General features: G+C 72.3%; 16 protein-coding genes and 1 pseudogene. 6 read left to right on the forward strand and 11 right to left on the reverse strand.

All coding sequences use genetic code 11. From position 1 onward, the window contains the following. Positions 1 to 97: 97 nt before the first annotated feature. Together ACIHCX_RS15435 and ACIHCX_RS15440 are read right to left on the reverse strand one after the other, a co-directional pair. Entirely contained in the window at positions 98 to 664 is a 567-nt protein-coding gene (locus tag ACIHCX_RS15435; protein WP_400029488.1) for a TetR/AcrR family transcriptional regulator, read from the reverse strand. Further along, complete coding sequence (locus ACIHCX_RS15440) at positions 661 to 1,023, reverse strand: DUF1304 domain-containing protein (RefSeq protein WP_400029490.1); 363 nt, start codon at positions 1,021 to 1,023, stop codon at positions 661 to 663. Before ACIHCX_RS15440 ends, ACIHCX_RS15435 begins: the two co-directional genes overlap by 4 nt. A gap of 475 nt (positions 1,024 to 1,498) precedes the next feature. Here ACIHCX_RS15440 and ACIHCX_RS15445 point away from each other — a divergent pair, with 475 nt between their 5' ends. Continuing rightward, a complete protein-coding gene (locus tag ACIHCX_RS15445) occupies positions 1,499 to 2,500 on the forward strand; it encodes an NAD-dependent epimerase/dehydratase family protein (protein WP_400029492.1) in 1,002 nt (333 codons plus the stop codon). 40 nt (positions 2,501 to 2,540) lie between these two features. Here the strand turns inward: ACIHCX_RS15445 and ACIHCX_RS15450 are convergent, their stop codons facing one another. Both ACIHCX_RS15450 and ACIHCX_RS15455 read right to left on the reverse strand, forming a co-directional pair. Further along, complete coding sequence (locus tag ACIHCX_RS15450) at positions 2,541 to 3,653, reverse strand: sensor histidine kinase (RefSeq protein ID WP_400029494.1); 1,113 nt, start codon at positions 3,651 to 3,653, stop codon at positions 2,541 to 2,543. Between the two features lie 2 nt (positions 3,654 to 3,655). Beyond that, the gene (locus ACIHCX_RS15455; RefSeq protein WP_400029496.1) at positions 3,656 to 4,390 is read right to left on the reverse strand and encodes a response regulator transcription factor; all 735 of its coding nucleotides are present in this window, start codon (positions 4,388 to 4,390) and stop codon (positions 3,656 to 3,658) included. Between the two features lie 122 nt (positions 4,391 to 4,512). Here ACIHCX_RS15455 and ACIHCX_RS15460 point away from each other — a divergent pair, with 122 nt between their 5' ends. From ACIHCX_RS15460 to ACIHCX_RS15470, 3 genes and pseudogenes are all read left to right on the forward strand, one after another. After that, positions 4,513 to 5,211, forward strand: a complete 699-nt coding sequence (locus ACIHCX_RS15460; RefSeq protein ID WP_400029498.1) for a glycosyltransferase family 2 protein — start codon at positions 4,513 to 4,515, stop codon at positions 5,209 to 5,211. After that, a pseudogene (locus tag ACIHCX_RS15465) lies at positions 5,208 to 5,810 on the forward strand (DUF2064 domain-containing protein); the annotation flags it as partial. The gene ACIHCX_RS15460 and the pseudogene ACIHCX_RS15465, both read left to right, overlap by 4 nt. Positions 5,811 to 5,965: 155 nt before the next feature. Continuing rightward, the gene (locus ACIHCX_RS15470; RefSeq protein WP_400029500.1) at positions 5,966 to 6,721 is read left to right on the forward strand and encodes a class I SAM-dependent methyltransferase; all 756 of its coding nucleotides are present in this window, start codon (positions 5,966 to 5,968) and stop codon (positions 6,719 to 6,721) included. A gap of 343 nt (positions 6,722 to 7,064) precedes the next feature. Here ACIHCX_RS15470 and ACIHCX_RS15475 read toward each other — a convergent pair whose 3' ends face one another. Next, positions 7,065 to 8,300, reverse strand: coding sequence for a molybdopterin-dependent oxidoreductase (locus ACIHCX_RS15475; protein ID WP_400029502.1), 1,236 nt, complete (start codon positions 8,298 to 8,300; stop codon positions 7,065 to 7,067). A 185-nt stretch (positions 8,301 to 8,485) separates the two neighbouring features. Between ACIHCX_RS15475 and ACIHCX_RS15480 the strand changes: the two genes are divergently transcribed. Beyond that, positions 8,486 to 9,841 (forward strand): hypothetical protein, encoded by a 1,356-nt coding sequence (locus tag ACIHCX_RS15480; RefSeq protein WP_400029967.1) that lies wholly within the window; start codon positions 8,486 to 8,488, stop codon positions 9,839 to 9,841. Positions 9,842 to 10,173: 332 nt separating this feature from the next. Here the strand turns inward: ACIHCX_RS15480 and ACIHCX_RS15485 are convergent, their stop codons facing one another. Then, positions 10,174 to 11,043 carry an acyl-CoA thioesterase gene (locus tag ACIHCX_RS15485; protein WP_400029503.1) on the reverse strand — a complete coding sequence of 290 codons (870 nt, stop codon included), beginning with the start codon at positions 11,041 to 11,043 and terminating at the stop codon, positions 10,174 to 10,176. A 40-nt stretch (positions 11,044 to 11,083) separates the two neighbouring features. Further along, positions 11,084 to 13,597: a DEAD/DEAH box helicase gene (locus ACIHCX_RS15490; protein ID WP_400029505.1), complete on the reverse strand. Its 2,514-nt coding sequence runs from the start codon at positions 13,595 to 13,597 to the stop codon at positions 11,084 to 11,086. A gap of 145 nt (positions 13,598 to 13,742) precedes the next feature. Here ACIHCX_RS15490 and ACIHCX_RS15495 point away from each other — a divergent pair, with 145 nt between their 5' ends. Continuing rightward, complete coding sequence (locus ACIHCX_RS15495; protein ID WP_400029508.1) at positions 13,743 to 14,537, forward strand: metal-dependent hydrolase; 795 nt, start codon at positions 13,743 to 13,745, stop codon at positions 14,535 to 14,537. 126 nt (positions 14,538 to 14,663) lie between these two features. Here ACIHCX_RS15495 and ACIHCX_RS15500 read toward each other — a convergent pair whose 3' ends face one another. The 4 genes from ACIHCX_RS15500 to ACIHCX_RS15515 form a co-directional block, all read right to left on the reverse strand. After that, the gene (locus ACIHCX_RS15500; RefSeq protein WP_400029510.1) at positions 14,664 to 14,936 is read right to left on the reverse strand and encodes a type B 50S ribosomal protein L31; all 273 of its coding nucleotides are present in this window, start codon (positions 14,934 to 14,936) and stop codon (positions 14,664 to 14,666) included. A 51-nt stretch (positions 14,937 to 14,987) separates the two neighbouring features. Next, on the reverse strand, positions 14,988 to 15,458 hold the full coding sequence (locus ACIHCX_RS15505; RefSeq protein WP_400029512.1) for a DUF5709 domain-containing protein: 471 nt from the start codon (positions 15,456 to 15,458) through the stop codon (positions 14,988 to 14,990). A 426-nt stretch (positions 15,459 to 15,884) separates the two neighbouring features. Next, the gene (locus ACIHCX_RS15510) at positions 15,885 to 17,666 is read right to left on the reverse strand and encodes an ABC transporter ATP-binding protein (RefSeq protein ID WP_400029514.1); all 1,782 of its coding nucleotides are present in this window, start codon (positions 17,664 to 17,666) and stop codon (positions 15,885 to 15,887) included. Then, entirely contained in the window at positions 17,663 to 19,459 is a 1,797-nt protein-coding gene (locus ACIHCX_RS15515) for an ABC transporter transmembrane domain-containing protein (protein ID WP_400029516.1), read from the reverse strand. Before ACIHCX_RS15515 ends, ACIHCX_RS15510 begins: the two co-directional genes overlap by 4 nt. Positions 19,460 to 19,728 lie beyond the last annotated feature (269 nt).

Below are 19,728 nucleotides of genomic sequence, written 5' to 3' on the forward strand. Positions count from 1 at the left end.
CGCATCATGCGCTCTCCTCCGAAAGCCCTTGAGTGAACCTTGTGGTGAAGGGGTGCCGCGTGTCCCGGCCGCTTGCGACGGCGGGCTGGGCGGCCCGTCAGGACAGAGGGGTGCGGTGCAGGTTGACGAGCAGGCGCCAGACCTGCTGGGCGATCTCGGAAGGGGTGGCCTCGATGAGGCCGTGCAGCCAGTCGGCGAGGACCCCGGCGAAGGTCGCCGCCACGGCCGAGGCGATCAGGTCGGGCTCCGGTGCGCCGGCCAGGGCGCGTTCGGTGCGGCTGCGGGCGCGCAGATCCTCGTGCAGTACCCGGCCGAGAGGGCCGCTGCCACCCGGACGCAGCAACTCCCGGTAGAGGCCCGCATGCGGGGCGAGACCCTCGAAGAACGCAGGCAGGGCAGGTGGCGGGGTCGCCGGATCGGGTGAACCACGCCACGCGTGGAGGGCGTCCACGGCTTCGCGGACGATGTCCGCGCAGGCGTCGACGGCGAGCGCCTCCAGGTCCGCGTAGTGGAGGTAGAACGTCGCGCGGCCGACTCCCGCCCGGCGCACCAGCGCGGCGACACTGATCTCTCCCAGGGGGCGGAGGGCGCACTCTTCCAGCAGTGCCTGGCGCAGCTTGGCCCGGGTCCGTGCCGTACGGGGATCGGCCTGTACCTCGGTCACCGGGCGATCAGGACGGCGGCCAGCGCAAGGGCCCCAGGCAGGACCTGGGCGATGAAGATACGTCGATTGGCGGTGAATCCGCCGTACAGCCCGGCGATGAGTACGCAGGAGAGGAAGAACACCTGGGCCCGGAACCCGGTCGGATCCCCTGCGATCAGGCCCCAGACCAGTCCGGCGGCCAGGAACCCGTTGTAGAGGCCCTGGTTCGCGGCAAGCGGGGCGGTGGCGCGGGCCATGTCCGCATCGAAGCCGGAGAGACTGTGGCCCGGCTTCTTCTCCCACAGGAACATCTCGAGAACCAGGATGTACGCGTGCAGCGCGGCCACCAGCGCGACCAGCGCATTCGCGGTTGTTTCCATGGGCGTATTCCCTACTGTTCAAGCATTCCTGGACGGGTGTCCATAATACATGGACACCCGTCCAGGAAGCTTGGGGAGGCAGTGCGAGGGACCCGTCGCCGTGGGCCTGGTCGAGAGCTTTCTTTTACTCAACGCCGCCGACTTCGGCGTTCCGCAGAACCACGGCTTCACCGCCGTCGCCGCCCAACTCAAGGGCGCCATCGAGGGCCCGGTGCGGACCGCGAGCAGCACCCGGGCGCCCTCGCCCGGCCTGGCGTCGTCGTCGTCTCCCAGCGCGACCCAGTCGCGCGACGGCGGACAGCGATGCCCTGCACACACCCCACCTCACGGCTGCCGACCTCTGCCGTCGCCACCTCGCAGCTGCCTCTGAGCAGGAGTGACCCCCGCCAACCCGGTAAACCTTGCCCTCTTACAGAGTGATGACGTACGAGCGTGGTCCCGTGGCGCGGTGCCGGTGCGGACCTAGCGTGGTCCCATGCGCATACTGGTCACCGGCGGTGCCGGGTTCATCGGGTCCCATGTCGTCGCTGCGCTCCGGGAGCGCGGACACGAGCCGCTCGTGTTCGACGTACGGGAGGATCCCGGCGCCGACGTGCGGGACCCGGCAGCCGTCGCCGGCGCCCTGGCCGGTGTGGACGCCGTGTGCCACCAGGCCGCGATGGTCGGACTCGGCAACGGGGTCGCCGACGCGGCGGAGTACGTCTCGCGCAACGACCTGGGCACCGCCGTGCTGCTCACCGCCATGGCGGAGGCCGGCCTCGGGCGCCTCGTGCTGGCCGGGTCGATGGTGGTCTATGGGGAGGGGCGGTACGAGTGCCCGCGGCACGGGGTCGTACGGCCCGGGCCGCGTGCCGTCTCCGACCTCGACGCGGGCCGGTTCGAGCCCGTCTGCCCGGTGTGCGGGGAGGGTCTGTCCCCCGGCCTGGTGGGCGAGGACGCCCCGGCCGATCCCCGGAACGTGTACGCGGCGACCAAGCTCGCCCAGGAGCATCTGGCCGCCGCCTGGGCCCGTAGCACCGGCGGGTCGGCGGTGTCGCTGCGCTACCACAACGTGTACGGGCCGGGAATGCCCCGCGACACCCCGTACGCCGGCGTTGCCTCCTTCTTCCGCTCGGCCCTCGCCCGGGGCGAAGCACCGCGGGTGTTCGAGGACGGGCGGCAGCTGAGGGACTTCGTGCACGTCCGGGACGTGGCGACGGCCAACGCGATGGCGCTGGAGGCGGAGGCCGCCCGGGGCGCGCTCACGGCGTACAACACCGGCAGCGGCGAACCGCACACCGTCGGCGAGATGGCACGGGCGCTGGCCGCCGCGTACGGCGGCCCCGAGCCGGTCGTCACCGGCGAGTACCGGCTCGGGGACGTGCGGCACATCACCGCGGACTCGTCACGGCTGCGGGCCGGGCTGGGGTGGCGGCCGGGGGTCGGCTTCGAGGAAGGCATGACGGAGTTCGCGCGGGCCGGAATGCGGGGGGCTTAGGAGGGCTCAGGACCGTGGGGACGGGTGGTGCTGTCCGCGATCAGGAAGCGGCGGCGGGCAGCACCACCTCGAAGCGGCAGCCGCCGGGAATGTTGCGCACGGTGGCCCGGCCCTGGTGCGCCTCCACGATCCCCCGGACGATGGTGAGGCCCAGCCCCGCACCGGCCGGGGGCGTCCGTGCGTGCGTGCCGCGCCAGCCGGTGTCGAAGACGCGCGGCAGGTCCTCCTCGGGGATGCCGCCGCAGCCGTCCGTCACCGACAGCACCACGCCCTCGGGGGAGCGCTCCGCGGCGACCGCGACGGTGCCGTCGGGCGGCGTCCGGCGGATGGCGTTGACCAGCAGGTTGCCCAGCACCCGGCTCATCTCCTTGCCGTCCACCTCCACCGGCACCGGCTCGATGCGGTCGCCCACCAGCCGCACCCCGTGCTCCCGGGCGAGCGGGTCGGCGCCCGCCAGCGCGTCACCGACCAGGTCGTACAGGGAGATCCTGGTGGGAACCAGGGGCAGGGTGCCGGCGTGGATGCGGGAGAGCTGGAAGAGGTCGCCGACCATGTCGTTGAGGCGCTCGACCTCGGTGCGCATCTGCCTCAGATAGCGGTCGGGGTCGGCGGCGACGCCGTCCTCCAGAGCCTCCGCCATGGCACGCAGGCCGGCCAGCGGGGTGCGCAGGTCGTGCGAGATCCAGGCCACGAGTTCGCGCCGGGAGGTCTCCAACGCCCGTTCCCGCTCCCGGGATTCGGCGAGTCTGGCGCTGGTCGCCACCAGTTCGCGGCTCAGTTCGTCCAGTTCGGCGGTGGTCGGGCCGCGGGGCGCGGCGAAGTCACCTCCGTCGCCGAAGGAGCGTGCGGCCAGGGCGAGTTCGCGGCTTCGGGCGACCACCCAGCGGCCCAGCAGCAGCGCGGTGGCCAGGGAGACGACGGCCGCCATGGCGACGACGGTCGTGACGACGGTCAGGTCGTGCGGCGACAGGAACATCGCCCGGGCGACGGCGAGCGTGCCCGCGAGCATCGCGACCACCCCGACCGCCGCGACCACGGCGAGCGAGGCGGTCAGCGAGCGGCGCCGGATCAGGCGCAGCGCACCCGTACCGGCCAGGCCCGTGGCGGCGGCGCCGGCGAAGGCGTACAGGGCGATGAGGAGGGTGTCGCGCACGGTCAGTCCTCGTCGTCGGTGGGGCCGAAGCGATAACCCACGCCCCACACGGTCTGGATCAGGCGGGGCCGGGCCGGGTCGTCCTCCACTTTGCCGCGCAGGCGGCGGACGTGGACCGTGACAGTCGACAGGTCGCCGAAGTCCCAGCCCCACACCTCGCGCATCAGGTCCTCGCGGCCGTAGGCCCGCCCCGGATGCCGCAGGAAGAAGGAGAGCAGATCGAACTCCCGGAGGGTGAGCGCGAGTTCCATACCGTCCTTGGTGGCCCGGCGGGCCGCAGGGTCGACGGTCAGACCGGCCGCCCGCAGTCGGTGTCCCGTGGCAGCGGGCCTGCTGCGGCGCAGTACCGACTCCACGCGCAGCATCAGTTCGCGGGGGCTGAAGGGCTTGGTGACGTAGTCGTCGGCGCCGACTTCCAGACCCAGGATGCGGTCGTCCTCGTCACCGCGGGCGGTGAGCATGATGACCGGTACGGGGCCGTGACCGCGAATGCGCCGGCACACCTCCAGACCGTCCATGCCGGGCAGCATCAGGTCGAGCACGACCAGGTCCGGCCGGTGCGCGGTGGCACGGGTGAGGGCCGTCGGGCCGTCGTCGGCGCGGTCGACGACGTAACCGGCGCGGTCCAGATAACCGGCGACGATCTCGGCGACGGTCGGATCGTCGTCGACGACCAGGATTCGGGGGGACCCTTCGGCGGCGTGCGCCCCAAGGCGCTCGTACGGCTTCTGCTGCATGTCTCCAGCCTGGCACCACGCCGTCGCAGGGGCGCACCCGAACACCACCCCGGCCAGGGACGTCCGCGTTTCGTAAGGAGCAGAAGTCCGATATGTCCGATTCTCATTCGTAGGGTGAGACCGTGACGACGACTCCTTCGGACGTCGACGTGGTGCTGCCCTGCCTGAACGAGGTCGAGGCCCTTCCCTGGGTGCTCGAACGGATCCCGCCGGGCTGGCGCGCGCTCGTCGTCGACAATGGTTCCACCGACGGCTCGGCCGAGGTCGCCCGCGCGTGCGGCGCGACCGTCGTGCACGAACCGCGCCGGGGCTTCGGCGCAGCCTGCCATGCCGGGCTGATCGCCGCCACCGCCGACGTGGTGTGCTTCTGCGACGCCGACGCCTCCCTCGACCCGTCGCTCCTCGTCCCCTTCGTCCGTGAAGTCCGGGACGGCGACGCCGACCTGGTGCTCGGCCGACGGCGTCCGCGAGGCCGGGGCGCGTGGCCCGCGCATGCCCGCGTGGGCAATGTGGCGCTCGCGCGGATGCTGCGCCGCCGCACCGGGCTCCGCCTGCACGACCTCGGTCCCTTGCGCGCCGCCCGCCGCGAGCACCTGCTCGCCCTCGGCCTCACCGACCGGCGCAGCGGCTATCCGCTCCAGATGGTCGTCCGCGCGGCCGACGCCGGCTGGCGGATCGCCGAGCACGACGTTCCGTACCTGCCGCGCACCGGAGCCTCGAAGGTGACGGGCACCTGGCGCGGCACCTGGCAGGCCGTACGGGACATGAGTCGCGTGTTGAACGAACCACCCCCCGCACACGAAGGAGGAACCGTCCGTTGACCACGCTCCTAGTCATCGCCAAGGAGCCGCGGCCGGGCCGGGTCAAGACCCGGCTCACCCCGCCGTTCACGCCCCGTCAGGCGGCTCAGCTGGCCGAGGCGGCTCTCGCGGACACCCTGCACGCCGTGGCGGCCACGCCCGCCTCCCGGCGTGTCCTCGTCCTCGACGGCACCCCCGGCCCCTGGCTGCCCCCCGGCTTCGACGTCGTACCGCAGTGTGCGGGCGGGCTGGACGAGCGGCTGGCGGACGCCTTCGCGGGCTGCGACGGCCCGGCCCTGCTCATCGGCATGGACACCCCTCAGGTGACGCCGGAACTGCTCACCGTGGACTTCACCGACTGCGACGCCCACTTCGGCCCTGCCGAGGACGGCGGCTTCTGGGCCCTCGGCCTGGCGCGCCCCGATCCCGACCTACTGCGGGGCGTGCCCATGTCGACCCCGGTGACGGGAGCGGCCCTGCGGGACAGGCTCCTCACCACCGGCTTGCGGGTGCACGACCTGCCGCCCCTTCGTGACGTCGACACCGCCGCCGACGCCCACGCCGTCGCCGCCCTGGCCCCGCACGGCCGCTTCGCGGCACGGCTGGCCCGGTACACGGCGGTCGCAGGGCCGGATGCGCGGCCGGTCGTGGGGGTCGACTCGCCGCCGGCCACGGAGCCGGACTCCGGGCCGAACTCCCCACCCACCGACCGATCGGACTCCCCACCGGACCTCGGGCCCGGCGCGGAGCCGACTCCGCCCCTGGCCATACGCCGATGACCACCCCATCCACCACCGCCCCCGCCTGGGCGACCGCCGATCCGTACACCGCCGCCCTGCGTGCCGGCCGGGGCCCGCTGTTCCTGCGCCGCGCCGACGGGTGGCTGCTGCCGCTGGAGGTGGAACGCTGGTGCGCCCGGGCCGACGCGGCCGACCGGGAGGTACTGGACCGATGCGAGGGAACCGTGCTGGACGTGGGGTGCGGGCCCGGGCGACTGGTGGCGGAACTCGCCGCCCGGGGCCGGGCCGTCCTCGGCGTCGACGTCAGCGAGGCCGCGGTGGACCACACCGTGCGACTCGGGGGTCCGGCACTGCGGCGCTCGGTCTTCGAGCCGCTGCCCGGCGAGGGGCGCTGGGGCACCGTCCTGCTCATGGACGGCAACGTCGGCATCGGCGGTGACCCGCGTGCGCTCCTGGACCGGGTGGCCGGGCTCCTGCGCCCCGGTGGCCTGCTGATCGCCGAGACCGCCCCGGTGGATGTCGACGAACGCGCCCAGGTGCAGGTCGTCGACCTCACCGACGCCGGTGCGACCGACGCCCTCTTCCCCTGGGCGAGGCTCGGCACACGGGCGCTGCTCCGGTACGCACAGGGCTGGGAGCGGGCCGGTCAGTGGACGGCCGGCGGACGGTGCTTCGCCGTCCTGCGCAGCCGCAGCACCAACAGCAGCGCCGAGCCGCCGAAGAGGACGGCGGTGATCAGAAGCCAGCGGGCGAGGAACATATCCGCCGGCAGCCCGGTGGCGAGCCGGTAGCGCCGCTTCACCATGCCGCTGATCAGCGGGAACCACACGAGAAGGAGCAGCCCGGAGAGGGCCGCCGGTACGCGCACGTACGGCGCCCACTCCCGGCGCCGGACTGCGCCGAGTCCCCGTACGACCGCCCGGTCCGCGACCGCGTACAGCGGCAGCATCACGAGGTCGTGCAGGAGCGCCGCCCCCACGAACCACAGCGCCACGCCGAACCAGTCGTCCGCGAAGAGCCGCACGCCCGCATAGGCGGCGAGCGCGAACGAGCAGGCGAGCAGCAGGAGTTGCAGAGGGCCGCCGCCGAGCGGAATACGGGGAAGCGCGGTAAGCCGGGTAAGCCGGTGAAGCATCACAGGTCTCCGAACGTCATCCGGGCCACCCACTTGGTGTTGAGTACACCGGGCGCGGCGGGCACGATGATGCGCGCCGGGTGGCCGTGGTCGGGGGACAGCTCCTCGCCGTTGACGTACAGGGCGAGCAGGGAACGCGGGTCGGCCACCTGGTTGGCGCGCAGGGCGGCCTTCCGGAAGGCACCGCTCCGCTGGAGGGACTCGATGAACACGTCCGGCGGGTCGTCGTACCCGACGAGCGCCGCGAGGTCGCGCAGCCGCACCCCGCGCCACCACTGGTCCGACGTCGACCAGCCCTCCACGCAGGCTATGGGCAATGCCGCGCTGTACAGGGGGAGTCGGAGCAGCTCGTCCCGGCGGAGGCGGACGGTGCCCGTGCGTCCCGTGACGACGAGCCGCCACACGTCCTCGCCCGTCTCCGCCGCGTCGATCCCGGCGTGCGCGGCGGTCTTGTTGATCTGGAAGCCGTTCGGGCCACTGCCGGGATCGCCGCCGCCGTGCGGTGCGAGGAGGGCGGCGCGCCGCAGCGGACCGTCGAAGCTCCGTCCCACCGTGGTGGCGAACAGCAGCGTCGAGCCGCCCCCGACGAACCACAGGGCTCCCCTGCGGGAGACGGTCGGCTCGGTGGGGCGCGGGGACACCAGGTCGTTGCTCTCCTCCCGCAGGTGCCGCAGATTGCGCAGCGCCGTGGGCGTCTTCAGCAGCGCATGGGCGACGAACGCGGCGAAGAACACCCACGCCCCGTAGAAGTGCAGCCGGTAGAAGGAGCCGGGGAAGACGTAGTCGAGCTGGACGTTGAGCACGCCGGTCACGAACTCGAACAGGGCGCCGCCCACCAGGAGCAGCAGCGAGATCCGCTCCAGGGCGTGCGTGAGCGAGCGAGCCGGCGGCAGCGCGAAGAGCCTCGGCACCACGGACCACAGCTTGGCGAGCAGGACGGGTATCAGGGTGATGCCGAGGGTGACGTGGACGCCCTGGTTGAGCCGGTACAGCCAGTACGGGTTCGTCGGCCAGGCGAAGAGGTAGAAGCCGAGGATCCCCTTGTCCGGTGTCTTGTCGTTCACCGGCGACAGATCGGGGTTGTAAGCGGCGTACGAGAACAGGCCCGTCACGAACAGCACGGTGACGCCGACGAGCAGGACGAGGCCCAGCACCGAGGTGAACCAGGGGCCGCGCAGGGGGCTGCGCCAGAAACCGGGCGAGGAGGGAAGCCGTGGGGCGTCGAGGTCGCGCATGTCCCGACGGTAGGCCGGAACCACCCCGCGAAAGGCCGCGCAACCCATGACGAAACGCTGACATCGGCCGCGGGCAGCGGTCCATGACCGGCCGTGCGACCTAGCGTTCCGGTGTGATCCGCACCCTGCCCTCCACCGAGTCCGGCACCGCGCGCTCCGGCGCGCCCCGTGGCCGGAGCCGAGACATGTACGCAGCCGGGGCCGCCGTGCTGCTCGTGACGACCGCCGTGCTGGTCGGCCGTCATATCCAGGGGACCAGCCGTACGCTGTTCGTCCACTGGCCCCCACTGCTGGCGTCCTGGGAACCCCACCTCGGCCCCGGCACCCCGGTGGCCGTCCTGGTGGCGATCGCCACCGTGGCGTACGGCCCCACCCTTGCGGCCCGTCTCCCCTGGCGAACCCTGCTTCCTTCGGCGTGGGCCGCGGCCATGGCGTGGACCTACTCCCTCGCCCTGATCGACGGCTGGCAGCGGGGCATCGCCGCCCGGCTCACCACCCGCCACGAGTACCTCCAGGTCATCGGCCGCTTCCACGACATCCCGGCGGCGTTGCGGGGCTTCACCCAGCACATCCTGCTCGGCTCGCCCGAGAACTGGCCCGCCCACGTCGCAGGCCACCCGCCTGCGGCCACGCTCACCTTCGTCCTGCTCGACCGGGTCGGACTGCGGGGCGGCGGCTGGGCAGGGGTGTGGTGCATCACCGTCGGGGCGACGGCCTGCGTGGCCGTGCTGGTCACGGTCCGCGCCCTGGCCGACGAGAAGCTGGCACGAGGGGCGGCGCCCTTCCTCGTCCTGGCCCCGGCCGCCGTGTGGATGGGCACCTCGGCCGACGCGTACTTCGCGGCGGTGGCTGCGTGGGCGGTGGCGCTGCTGGCGATGGCGGTCACGGGACGGTCTCTGTGGTGGGCGGGGGCGTCCGGGCTGCTGTTCGGCCTGACCTGCTACCTGTCGTACGGCCTCATACTCGTCGCGCTGATCGCGACGGCGGTGCTGGTGCTCGGCCGGCACGGGATCCGGGGACGCCCCGCCCTGCTGGTGCCGCTGCTCGCCGGGGCGGCGGTGGTCCCGACGGCGTTCACGCTCGCCGGGTTCAACTGGTGGGAGGCGTACCACCTGCTGGTCACGCGCTACTACCAGGGCGCCGGCGGCATCCGCCCCTATGGCTACTGGGTGTGGGCCAACCTCGCCTGCACGGTTCTCATCACGGGCCTGGCGACGGCAGCGGGCCTGCGGCGGACCGGTGCGGTGCTCGTCCGGCGCCGCGGCGACGTCCCCAGCCAGGCGGCCGAGGCCCGCCTCGCACTCCTCGTGTCCGCCGCCCTCCTCGCCCTGTTGGTCGCCGACCTGTCCGGCATGAGCAAGGCGGAGACGGAACGCATCTGGCTGCCCTTCGCGCTGTGGCTGCTCCCGGCGTGCGCGTTCCTCACCCGCCCCCGAGCTCTCGGCTCCACTCGAACAGGCGGGATTTCCACCCGCGCCTGGCTCACCGCCCAGGCGCTGCTCGCCCTGCTCCTCAACCATCTGCTGTTCACCGGGTGGTGACCGCTCCCGAGGAGGCGGAAGCCTGAGGCCACGACGATCACCGTAACGGCCGGGGCGGCTTCGGAACCGGCGCCAAGGTCACCCTCACGGCGTGCTTCCTGAGCTCGGCTGCATCCTGCGGGTCGCCGCGCACACGATGCGGTCGCCGCCGTGGTCGGTGTCGGCTTCTCGCGATTCCTGTGCCTGATCGAGGACGCCTGCGACTGGGCCTGGCGCGGCCCGGACCAACGGCTCCCACTCTGCCCTCCGCACGGGCTCGTCGTTGTGACGACCGGCCCGCGCAGCGTCGCACGACGCGGCGCGGGCCGGTCGACGATCGGTGAAACCGCGGGTCAGCCCGCCTTGCGGAACAGCCCCTCCTGCACCACGGACACGATCAGTTGCCCCTCGGGGTTGTAGATGCGGCCCCGGGCAAGGCCCCGGCCGCCCACCGCGATCGGCGACTCCTGGTCGTACAGGAACCACTCGTCCGCTCGGAACGGCCGGTGGAACCACATGGCGTGATCCAGCGACGCCATGTCGAAGCCCCGCGGCCCCCACAGCGGTTCGATCGGGATGCGCACCGCGTCGAGCAAGGTCATGTCACTGGCGTAGGTCAGCGCGCAGGTGTGCACGAGCGGGTCGTCACCGAGCGGCCCCACCGCGCGCATCCACACGGCGCTGCGCGGTTCGGCTTCCTTGACGTCCTCGGTGCTCCAGCGCAACCGGTCCACATACCGGATGTCGAACGGCTGACGCCGTGCCATGCGCTCCAACTGCTCAGGCAGCGCGCCCAGATGCTCCCGGATCTCGTCCGCGACCGTCGGCAGGGACTCCGGATCCGGGATCTCGCGCGCCGGTGGCAACTGGTGCTCGAAGCTCCCTTGTTCAGGCTTGTGGAAGGAGGCGGTCAGATTGAAGATCGTCCGGCCCTGCTGCACCGCGGTGACCCGGCGGGTGGTGAAGGACCGCCCGTCCCTCACCCGCTCCACCTGGTACACGATCGGCACCCCCGGCCTGCCCGGGCGCAGGAAGTACGCGTGCAGCGAATGGACCGGACGCTCGCTGTCCGTGGTGCGTCCGGCGGCGACCAGTGCCTGGCCGGCCACCTGACCCCCGAAGACCCTCTGGAGGGACTCCTGCGGACTGCGGCCGCGGAAGATGTTGACTTCTATCTGCTCCAGGTCGAGCAGGTCGACGAGCCTTTCGGCCGGGTTCGTCATGGGTGGCAGGCTCCTGGGTTCAGAACGGGTCGGCGTTGGCTCACAGCTGACCGACGTCGGTCACGCGGACGACCGCGCGGCCCTCGGCGTCGGATGCGGTGAGATCGACTTCGGCGCTGATGCCCCAGTCGTGGTCGTCGGCGGGGTCGTCGAAGATCTGCCGCACACGCCACAGCCCGTTCTGCGGCTCCTCCTTGATCACGAGCAGCTTGGGTCCGCGGGCGTCGGGACCGGTACCGAGGTCGTCGTACTCGTCCCAGTACTTGTCCATCGCCTCGCCCCACGCCTCGGCGTCCCACCCGGCCTCGGCGTCCATCTCGCCCAGCTCCCCGACCTGGTCGAGGGCGGCGAGTTCGACGCGGCGGAACATGGCGTTGCGGACCAGGACGCGGAAGGCCCGCGCGTTGGCGGTGACCGGCTTGACCTGGTCGGCCTTCTCCTGGGCCTGCTCGGCGGTCATCTCCTCCGGGTTGGCCAGCTGCTCCCACTCGTCCAGCAGGCTGGAGTCGACCTGGCGCACCATCTCGCCGAGCCAGGCGATCAGGTCCTGAAGGTCCTCGGACTTCAGGTCGTCCGGGACGGTGTGCTCCAGGGCCTTGTACGCGCTGGCCAGGTAGCGCAGCACAATGCCCTCGGTGCGGGCCAGCTCGTAGAAGGACACCAACTCCGTGAAGGAAATGGCCCGTTCGTACATGTCGCGGATCACGGACTTCGGCGACAGCGGGTGGTCGCCCACCCAGGGGTGGCTCTTGCGATAGGTGTTGTACGCGTGGAAGAGCAGCTCTTCCAGCGGCTTGGGGTACGTGATCTCCTGGAGGCGCTCCATGCGCTCCTCGTACTCGACACCGTCCGCCTTCATCGCGGCCACGGCCTCGCCACGCGCCTTGTTCTGCTGGGCGGCGAGGATCTGCCGCGGGTCGTCCAGCGTGGACTCCACGACGGACACCATGTCCAGCGCGTAGGACGGCGACTCGGGGTCCAGCAGTTCGAACGCGGCCAACGCGAAGGTGGACAGCGGTTGGTTGAGCGCGAAGTCCTGCTGGAGATCGACCGTGAGGCGGACGATACGGCCCTCGGCGTCAGGCCGGTCGAGCTTCTCCACGATGCCGCCGTCCAGCAGCGAGCGGTAGATGGCGATCGCCCGCCGGATGTGCCTCAGCTGCTGCTTGCGCGGCTCGTGGTTGTCCTCCAGCAGGTGCCGCATCGCCTCGAAGGCGTTGCCGGGCCGTGCGATCACCGACAGCAGCATCGTGTGCGTCACGCGGAAGCGGGAGGTCAGCGGCTCCGGCTCGGAGGCGATGAGTTTGTCGAAGGTGCTGTCCGACCAGGCGACGAAGCCCTCCGGTGCCTTCTTGCGGACGACCTTGCGGCGCTTCTTCGGATCGTCGCCCGCCTTGGCGAGGGCCTTCTCGTTCTCGATGACGTGCTCGGGGGCCTGCGCGCAGACGAAGCCCTCCGTGTCGAAGCCCGCGCGGCCGGCCCGGCCGGCGATCTGGTGGAACTCACGGGCGCGCAGCGTGCGTACGCGGCTGCCGTCGTACTTGGTCAAGGCGGTGAACAACACCGTGCGGATCGGCACGTTGACGCCCACGCCGAGCGTGTCCGTTCCGCAGATCACCTTCAGCAGACCGGCCTGCGCCAGTTTCTCCACCAGGCGCCGGTACTTGGGCAGCATGCCGGCGTGGTGGACGCCGATACCGTGCCGGACGTAGCGGGAGAGGTTGCGGCCGAACCTGGTGGTGAAGCGGAAGTTGCCGATCAGCTCGGCGATCTGCTCCTTCTCCTCGCGCGAGCACATGTTGATGCTCATCAGCGCCTGCGCCCGCTCCACGGCCTGGGCCTGGGTGAAGTGGACGATGTACACCGGCGCCTGGCGCGTCTGGAGCAGGTCGGTGAGCGTCTCGGTGAGCGGTGTGCGCCGGTACTCGTAGGACAGGGGAACCGGTCGGGTCGCCGAACGGACCACCGCGGTGGGGCGCCCGGTGCGGCGGGCGAGATCCTTCTCGAAGAAGGAGACGTCGCCGAGCGTGGCCGACATCAGGACGAACTGCGCCTGCGGCAGTTCCAGCAACGGGATCTGCCAGGCCCAGCCTCGGTCGGGCTCCGCGTAGAAGTGGAACTCGTCCATGACGACCTGGCCGACGTCGGCGTCCTTGCCGTCGCGCAGCGCGATCGACGCGAGGACCTCCGCCGTGCAGCAGATGACGGGCGCGTCGGCGTTCACGGAGGCGTCACCGGTGAGCATGCCGACGTTCTCGGTGCCGAACAGCTTGCACAGCTCGAAGAACTTCTCCGACACCAGCGCTTTGATCGGTGCCGTGTAGAAGGTGACCTCGTCCCTGGCCAGCGCGGCGAAGTGAGCGCCGGCGGCGATCATGCTCTTGCCGGACCCGGTGGGCGTCGACACGATCACGTTGGCTCCGGAGACCGCCTCGATCAGCGCCTCCTCCTGGTGGGGGTAGAGCGTGAGACCGCGCCCCTGCGCCCAGGATTCGAAAGCCTCGTACAGGGCGTCGGGGTCGGCGGTCGGCGGGAGCTGATCGATGAGGGTCACGCCCCCATCTTGCCTGGCGCCGCGGCCGAGACGGGAATCGGATGCCGGACCGAAGATCAAGAACGCTACGCTGTGTCGCCGAGAGGGCATCGGCACACCGGGCCAACTGGACAGCGGCGCAAGAGGAATGGGGCGGGCAGCGGCCATGATGGGACCAGCACACTCACTGTCGGGGGCGGCGGCCTGGCTCGGCCTCGGAGGCGTGGTCGCCGCGGCCGGGCACCCGATGCCCTGGCCGGTCCTGCTGGTCGGTGCGCTGATCTGCGCCGGTGCCGCGCTCGCCCCGGACCTGGACCACAAGGCCGCCACGATCTCCAGGGCCTTCGGACCCGTCTCGCACGCGTTGTGCGAGATCGTCGACAAGCTGTCCTACACCGTCTACAAGGCGACGCGGAAGCAGGGCGACCCGCGCCGTTCCGGCGGGCACCGGACGCTGACGCACACCTGGCTGTGGGCGGTGCTGATCGGGGCGGGCACCTCCGTCCTGGCGATCACCGGGGGCCGCTGGGCAGTGCTGGCCATTCTGTTCGTGCACATGGTGCTGGCCATCGAGGGCCTGCTGTGGCGGGCGGCCCGCGGCTCCAGCAGCGCGGTCCTGGTCTGGCTGCTGGCCGCGACCAGCGCCTGGATCCTGGCGGACGTCCTCGACCAGCCCGGCCACGGATCGGACTGGCTGTTCACCGCTCCGGGCCTGGAGTACCTGTGGCTGGGCCTGCCGATCGTGCTGGGCGCGCTGATGCACGACATCGGCGACGCGCTGACCGTCTCCGGGTGCCCCATCCTGTGGCCGATACCGGTGGGCCGCAAGCGCTGGTACCCCATCGGGCCGCCGAAGGCGATGCGGTTCCGGGCGGGCGACTGGGTCGAGCTCAAGGTGCTGATGCCGGCGTTCATGGTGCTCGGCGGCCTGAGCTGCGTGGTCGCGTTGAGCTTCGACTGACGACCGAGCCCCGCAGCGCTCGCGGTCCACAGCGCCCGGCGTCCCGCCCGCTCTCAGGCCCCGCGCTCGCGCGGGCCCTGCCCGGCGCACGACCGGGCGGTCCGTCCCGCCGTTCTCGGCGGCCGGTCAGGCGGCCCCGTCTCCGCCGGGGCCCTGCCCACCGCCGTAACGCCGCTCGAACCGGGCGACACGGCCCTCCGAGTCCACCGTGCGGGCCTTGCCGGTGTAGAACGGGTGGCTCTCCGAGGAGATCTCCACGTCCACGACGGGGTAGGTCGCGCCGTCGTCCCACTCGATGGTCTGCTCACTGACCGCGGTGGACCGGGTGAGGAAGGCGTAGCCGGCGGCGCGGTCCCGGAAGACGACGGGGTGGTAGTCCGGGTGCTTGTCCTGCTGCATGGGTGCTCCTCGTGCGGCGGGGGAGTGGGAGAGGGCACGCGGGCGGCCGGGTCAGCCCTGCGGGCTTTCCTCGTCGACGACGTGCATCGCGGCCTCCTCGGCGGAGGCGGCCGCGCCGTCGATGCCCACGTCGGTGGCGACCAGGGCGCTCTCGTCGTCCTCGTGCGCTCCCTCGTCGGGGGCGACGAGACGGCCGGAGCGGGCGGCGCCGACCTCGTTGTCCAGGAGTTCCCCGTCGCTGTCCTCGCAGTCGCCCATGTCGTCGCCGTCCCAGGCGGGCGGCTCGGGCAGTTCCTCGGCGAGGCGCTGGTCCAGGGTCTCGCCCTGCCGGCGCTCCGCTGCGGTCACGCCGGTGTGCTCCACGGCCCACGGCCGCTCCGGGGGCGACCAGCCGCGGTCCAGGGGGTCGTCGACTCCGTCGTACACCAGGGTGTCCTCCGGATCGAGTACGCCCGTGTCCTCCCTGACCTCGGAGTCGTCGGGCTGGTAGACGTCGTCTCCCCATCCGTCGGCGCTGTCCACGGGTACCTCCAGGTGGTGGGGACGGGCCCGTTCTCTCCGCGGCCGGAGCGCGGCCGCCGATGCGCGGAGCACAGCCGACACCCGGAACGAACCGTACGGTTCCCGGGCGCTCCCCGAGCCCTTTCCGCCTTCCAGCCTTCCACCGCTGTTCGGCACCGCGCAACGGCACCGGCCGCGACGCCTGACGGATACCCCGTCCACCACCGGTCCCGGCCCGGTCCCGGCATCGCCTCCGCCGCCGCGACGAAGCCGGTCCCGCCGCCCCTGCCGGCCCCGGCGCCCCTCACCGCGCCCGCCACCGCGCCGCACACCGCACCCGTCACCGCGGACGACAGGTACCGCGGCCCGCAGGCTGTGCGGCGGGGCGGCTCGCGGTCCGCGGCAGGGGCGGGACACCATGCTCCGGGGTGGGGCGCGTTCGTGCGGTCACCCGTGCCAGGAACGCCACAGGGCAGCGTAGGCGCCGTTCGCCGCGACGAGGTCGTCGTGGCCGCCCAGCTCGCTGATGCGGCCGTTCTCGACCACGGCGATGATGTCCGCGTCGTGGGCCGTGTGCAGCCGGTGGGCGATGGCGACGACCGTGCGGCCGTCCAGGACACGCGCCAGGGACCGCTCCAGATTCCGGGCCGCACGCGGGTCGAGCAGCGACGTCGCCTCGTCCAGGACCAGCGTGTGCGGATCGGCCAGGACCAGCCGGGCCAGGGCGATCTGCTGGGCCTGGGCAGGGGTCAGGGCAAGACCGCCCGAGCCGACCTCGGTGTCCAGGCCGTCGTCGAGGGCACGCGCCCAGCCGTCCGCGTCGACCGCGCCCAGTGCCGCCCACAGCTCGGCGTCGACGGCGTCCGTGCGGGCGAGCAGCAGGTTGTCGCGAAGGGAGCCCACGAAGACGTGGTGCTCCTGATTCACGAGGGCGACATGGGAGCGGACGCGTTCGGCGGGCATCCGGGAGAGTTCGGCGCCGCCGAGCGCGATCCGGCCGTCCCGGGGGGCGTAGATCCCGGCGAGCAGCCGGCCCAGGGTGGACTTTCCGGCGCCGGACGGGCCGACCAGGGCCAGCCGTGTGCCGGGGGCGACCTTGAGGGAGACCTCGCGCAGCACGTCGACGCCCTCCCGGTAGCCGAAGTGCACCCGGTCCGCGTCCACGTCCCGGCCGACGGGGGCCAGCGAGTCGTCCCCGGCGTCCGGCTCGATGTCGCGCACCCCGACGAGCCGGGCCAGCGACACCTGCGCCACCTGCAACTCGTCGTACCAGCGGAGGATCAGCCCCACCGGGTCGACCAGCATCTGCGCGATCAGGGCGCCCGTCGTGAGCTGGCCGACCCCGATCCAGCCCCGCAGGACGAACACCCCGCCGACCATGAGCACCGAGGCGAGCACGGTGACGTGGGTGACGTTGATGACCGGGAAGAGCACCGACCGCAGCCAGAGCGTGTAGCGTTCCCACGCGGTCCATTGCGTGATCCGGCGTTCGGACAGGGCGACGCGGCGTTCGCTCAGGCGGTGTGCCTCGACGGTGCGCCCGGCGTCGACGGTCTCGGTGAGCGCGGCGGCCACGGCGGCGTAGCCCGCGGCCTCCGAGCGGTAGGCGGACGGCGCCCGCCGGAAGTACCAGCGGCAGCCGAGCACCAGCAGCGGCACGGCCAGCAGCACGGCCGCGGCGAGCGGCGGCGCGGTCAGGACCAGGCCGCCGAGCAGCAGCGCCACCCAGACGACCCCGATCGCCAGCTGCGGTACGGCCTCGCGCATCGCGTTGGCGAGCCGGTCGATGTCGGTGGTGATGCGGGAGAGCAGGTCGCCGGTGCCCGCGCGCTCCAGCACACCCGGCGGCAGGCCCACCGACCGGACGAGGAAGTCCTCGCGCAGGTCGGCCAGCATCCGCTCGCCGAGTATCGCCCCGCGCAGCCGCACCTCGCGTACGAACACTGCCTGGACGAGCAGGGCGAGGACGAACAGCCCGACGGTGAGGGGCAGATGCAGCTCCCGGGTGTCGTCCGACACCCGTTCGACCAGGCTGCCCAGCAGCCAGGGACCGGCCATGGAGGCCACCACCGCGACGGTGTTGACGGTGACGAGCAGAACGAAGGCACGTCGGTGCCGGTGCAGCAGCTCGGTCACGTAGGAACGCACGGTCGCGGCGGAGCCGACAGGCAGGGAGTCGGCCGTCGTCGGGGCCGCCGGGTCGTAGGCAGGGGGCGCCACGCCGATCATGCCGTCTCCTCCATCTCTTCCAGGTCTTCTTCCAGCTTCTTTTGCCGGTCCTCTTGCAGGTCTTCCTTGGTCTCCCGGCTCACCACCGCGCGGTACCGGGGTTCGGTGTGCACCAGGTCCCGGTGCGCACCGACTGCGGCGACCGCGCCCTCCTGGACCAGTACCACCTGGTCGGCGCGGTCCAGGAGCAGGGGCGAGGAGGTGAACACGACCGTGGTGCGTCCGGCCCGCAGGTCGCGCAGGCCTTGCGCGATCCGCGCCTCGGTGTGCGAGTCGACGGCGGAGGTCGGTTCGTCCAGCACGAGCACCTCCGGGTCGCTGATCAGCGACCGGGCCAGAGCCAGACGCTGGCGCTGGCCGCCGGAAAGGGACCGGCCGCGCTCGGTGATCCGGACGTCCATCGGGTCTGCGGCGGTGGGCGACGCCTGCGCGAGCGCGTCCAGGACGTCGTCGCACTGGGCGGCGGTGAGCGCCTCCCGCGCGGTGACCTTCCCCGAGGCGGGCACGTCGAGCAGTTCACGCAGCGACCCGGAGAGCAGTACCGGGTCCTTGTCCTGGACCAGGACGGCCGTGCGGGCGGAGTCGAGCGGCAACTCGTCCAGGGGTACGCCGCCGAGCAGCGCGGAGATGCCCGGCTCGGTGGGGTGGCCGCCGAGCCGCTCCGCCAGACGTCCCGCCGCGTCCGGGTCGCCGCAGACCACGGCGGTGAGTCGTCCGGCCGGCGCCCGCAGGCCGGTCGCCGGGTCGTGCAGATCACCTGACGGCACGACGGGTGCCCGTGTCCCGGTCCCGTCGGTGGCCCGCTCCAGGGACAGCACCCGGGCGGCCCGGGTGGCCGACGGGCGGGAGAAGGAGTACGCCATGGCGATCTCGACGAAGTGCCGCAGCGGATAGGTGAGGACCATGACGGAGCTGTAGACGGTGACGAGTTCGCCCACGCTGATCCGGCCCGCACGGGCCAGGTGCACGCCGTACCAGACGACCCCGATCAGCAGCAGGCCCGGCAGCAGGACCTGGATCGCGGCGATCAGGGACCACATGCGGGCACTGCGGACGGCCGCGTGCCGCACCTCCTGGGAGGCACGCCGGTAGCGGTCGAGGAACAGGTCCTCGCCGCCGATACCGCGCAGCACCCGCAAGCCCGCGACGGTGTCCGAGGCCAGTTCGGTGGCGCGGCCCGCCTTCTCGCGCTGGACGTCGGCGCGCCGGGTCGCGCGGGGCAGCAGTGGCAGCACCGCGAGAGCCAGCGCGGGCAGGCCCACGGCGACGACCGCGCCCAGCGCGGGCTGGTAGACGAGCAGGGCGGCACAGACCAGCACGATGGTGAGGGCCGCCGCGGTGAACCGGGACACGGCCTCCACGAACCAGCCGATCTTCTCGACGTCCGCCGTGGAGACGGCGACCACCTCGCCGGCGGCCACGCGCCGGGTCAGGGCCGAGCCCAGCCCGGCGGCCTTGCGGGCGAGCAGTTGCTGGACGCGGGCGGCGGCGGTGATCCAGTTGGTGACCGCGGCGCGGTGCAGATAGGTGTCGCCGAGCGCGTTGCCGGTACAAGCCACCGTCAGCAGCCCGCCGGCGAGGGCCAGCCGCGCACCCGAACGGTCGACGACCGCCTGGACGGCGAGGCCGACGCAGAACGGCAGGGAGGAGACGGAGGCGAAGTGCAGCAGTCCCCATGCCAGTGCCTGCATCTGGCCGCCCAGCTGGTTCCGCCCCAGCCACCACAGGAGTCGGGGACCCGAGCGTGCGTCAGGCACACCCGGATCGGGATACGGAAGGTCTTGAATCTGCATGACGTCCCAGTGGCTCGTGTCAGGGGCGGAAGGCTGCCGCCGGGGCGGCGGGCGAGCCGTGACAGCCTGGCGTTGCAAAGTGGTCGAAAGCAAACGGTTTTCCGTTGGGGGGAACGGGATTGGCCGCTTCCCTCCCGACCCGTCGGATGCCCGGGCCCGCCGCGTTCCCGCTCCCACGTCAGGGGTCTCTGACCAGGAGTCAACGAGCGAGATGCCCCAATCGGAAGGATGTAAGGCCGTTTGGGCCAATCTCGGGTGAATCATGTCGC

The organism is Streptomyces sp. NPDC052043, assembly GCF_044548235.1.
In the GTDB taxonomy this organism is placed as follows: domain Bacteria; phylum Actinomycetota; class Actinomycetes; order Streptomycetales; family Streptomycetaceae; genus Streptomyces.

Excerpts from the sequence above, each read along its gene's own strand:
- ACIHCX_RS15475 (WP_400029502.1), bottom strand. The coding sequence starts at position 8,300 with ATGCGCGACCTCGACGCCCCACGGCTTCCCTCCTCGCCCGGTTTCTGG.
- ACIHCX_RS15445 (WP_400029492.1), top strand. The coding sequence starts at position 1,499 with ATGCGCATACTGGTCACCGGCGGTGCCGGGTTCATCGGGTCCCATGTC.
- ACIHCX_RS15495 (WP_400029508.1), top strand. The coding sequence starts at position 13,743 with ATGATGGGACCAGCACACTCACTGTCGGGGGCGGCGGCCTGGCTCGGC.
- ACIHCX_RS15470 (WP_400029500.1), top strand. The coding sequence starts at position 5,966 with ATGACCACCCCATCCACCACCGCCCCCGCCTGGGCGACCGCCGATCCG.
- ACIHCX_RS15485 (WP_400029503.1), bottom strand. The coding sequence starts at position 11,043 with ATGACGAACCCGGCCGAAAGGCTCGTCGACCTGCTCGACCTGGAGCAG.
- ACIHCX_RS15440 (WP_400029490.1), bottom strand. The coding sequence starts at position 1,023 with ATGGAAACAACCGCGAATGCGCTGGTCGCGCTGGTGGCCGCGCTGCAC.
- ACIHCX_RS15455 (WP_400029496.1), bottom strand. The coding sequence starts at position 4,390 with ATGCAGCAGAAGCCGTACGAGCGCCTTGGGGCGCACGCCGCCGAAGGG.
- ACIHCX_RS15500 (WP_400029510.1), bottom strand. The coding sequence starts at position 14,936 with ATGCAGCAGGACAAGCACCCGGACTACCACCCCGTCGTCTTCCGGGAC.
- ACIHCX_RS15510 (WP_400029514.1), bottom strand. The coding sequence starts at position 17,666 with ATGATCGGCGTGGCGCCCCCTGCCTACGACCCGGCGGCCCCGACGACG.
- ACIHCX_RS15480 (WP_400029967.1), top strand. The coding sequence starts at position 8,486 with ATGTACGCAGCCGGGGCCGCCGTGCTGCTCGTGACGACCGCCGTGCTG.
- ACIHCX_RS15515 (WP_400029516.1), bottom strand. The coding sequence starts at position 19,459 with ATGCAGATTCAAGACCTTCCGTATCCCGATCCGGGTGTGCCTGACGCA.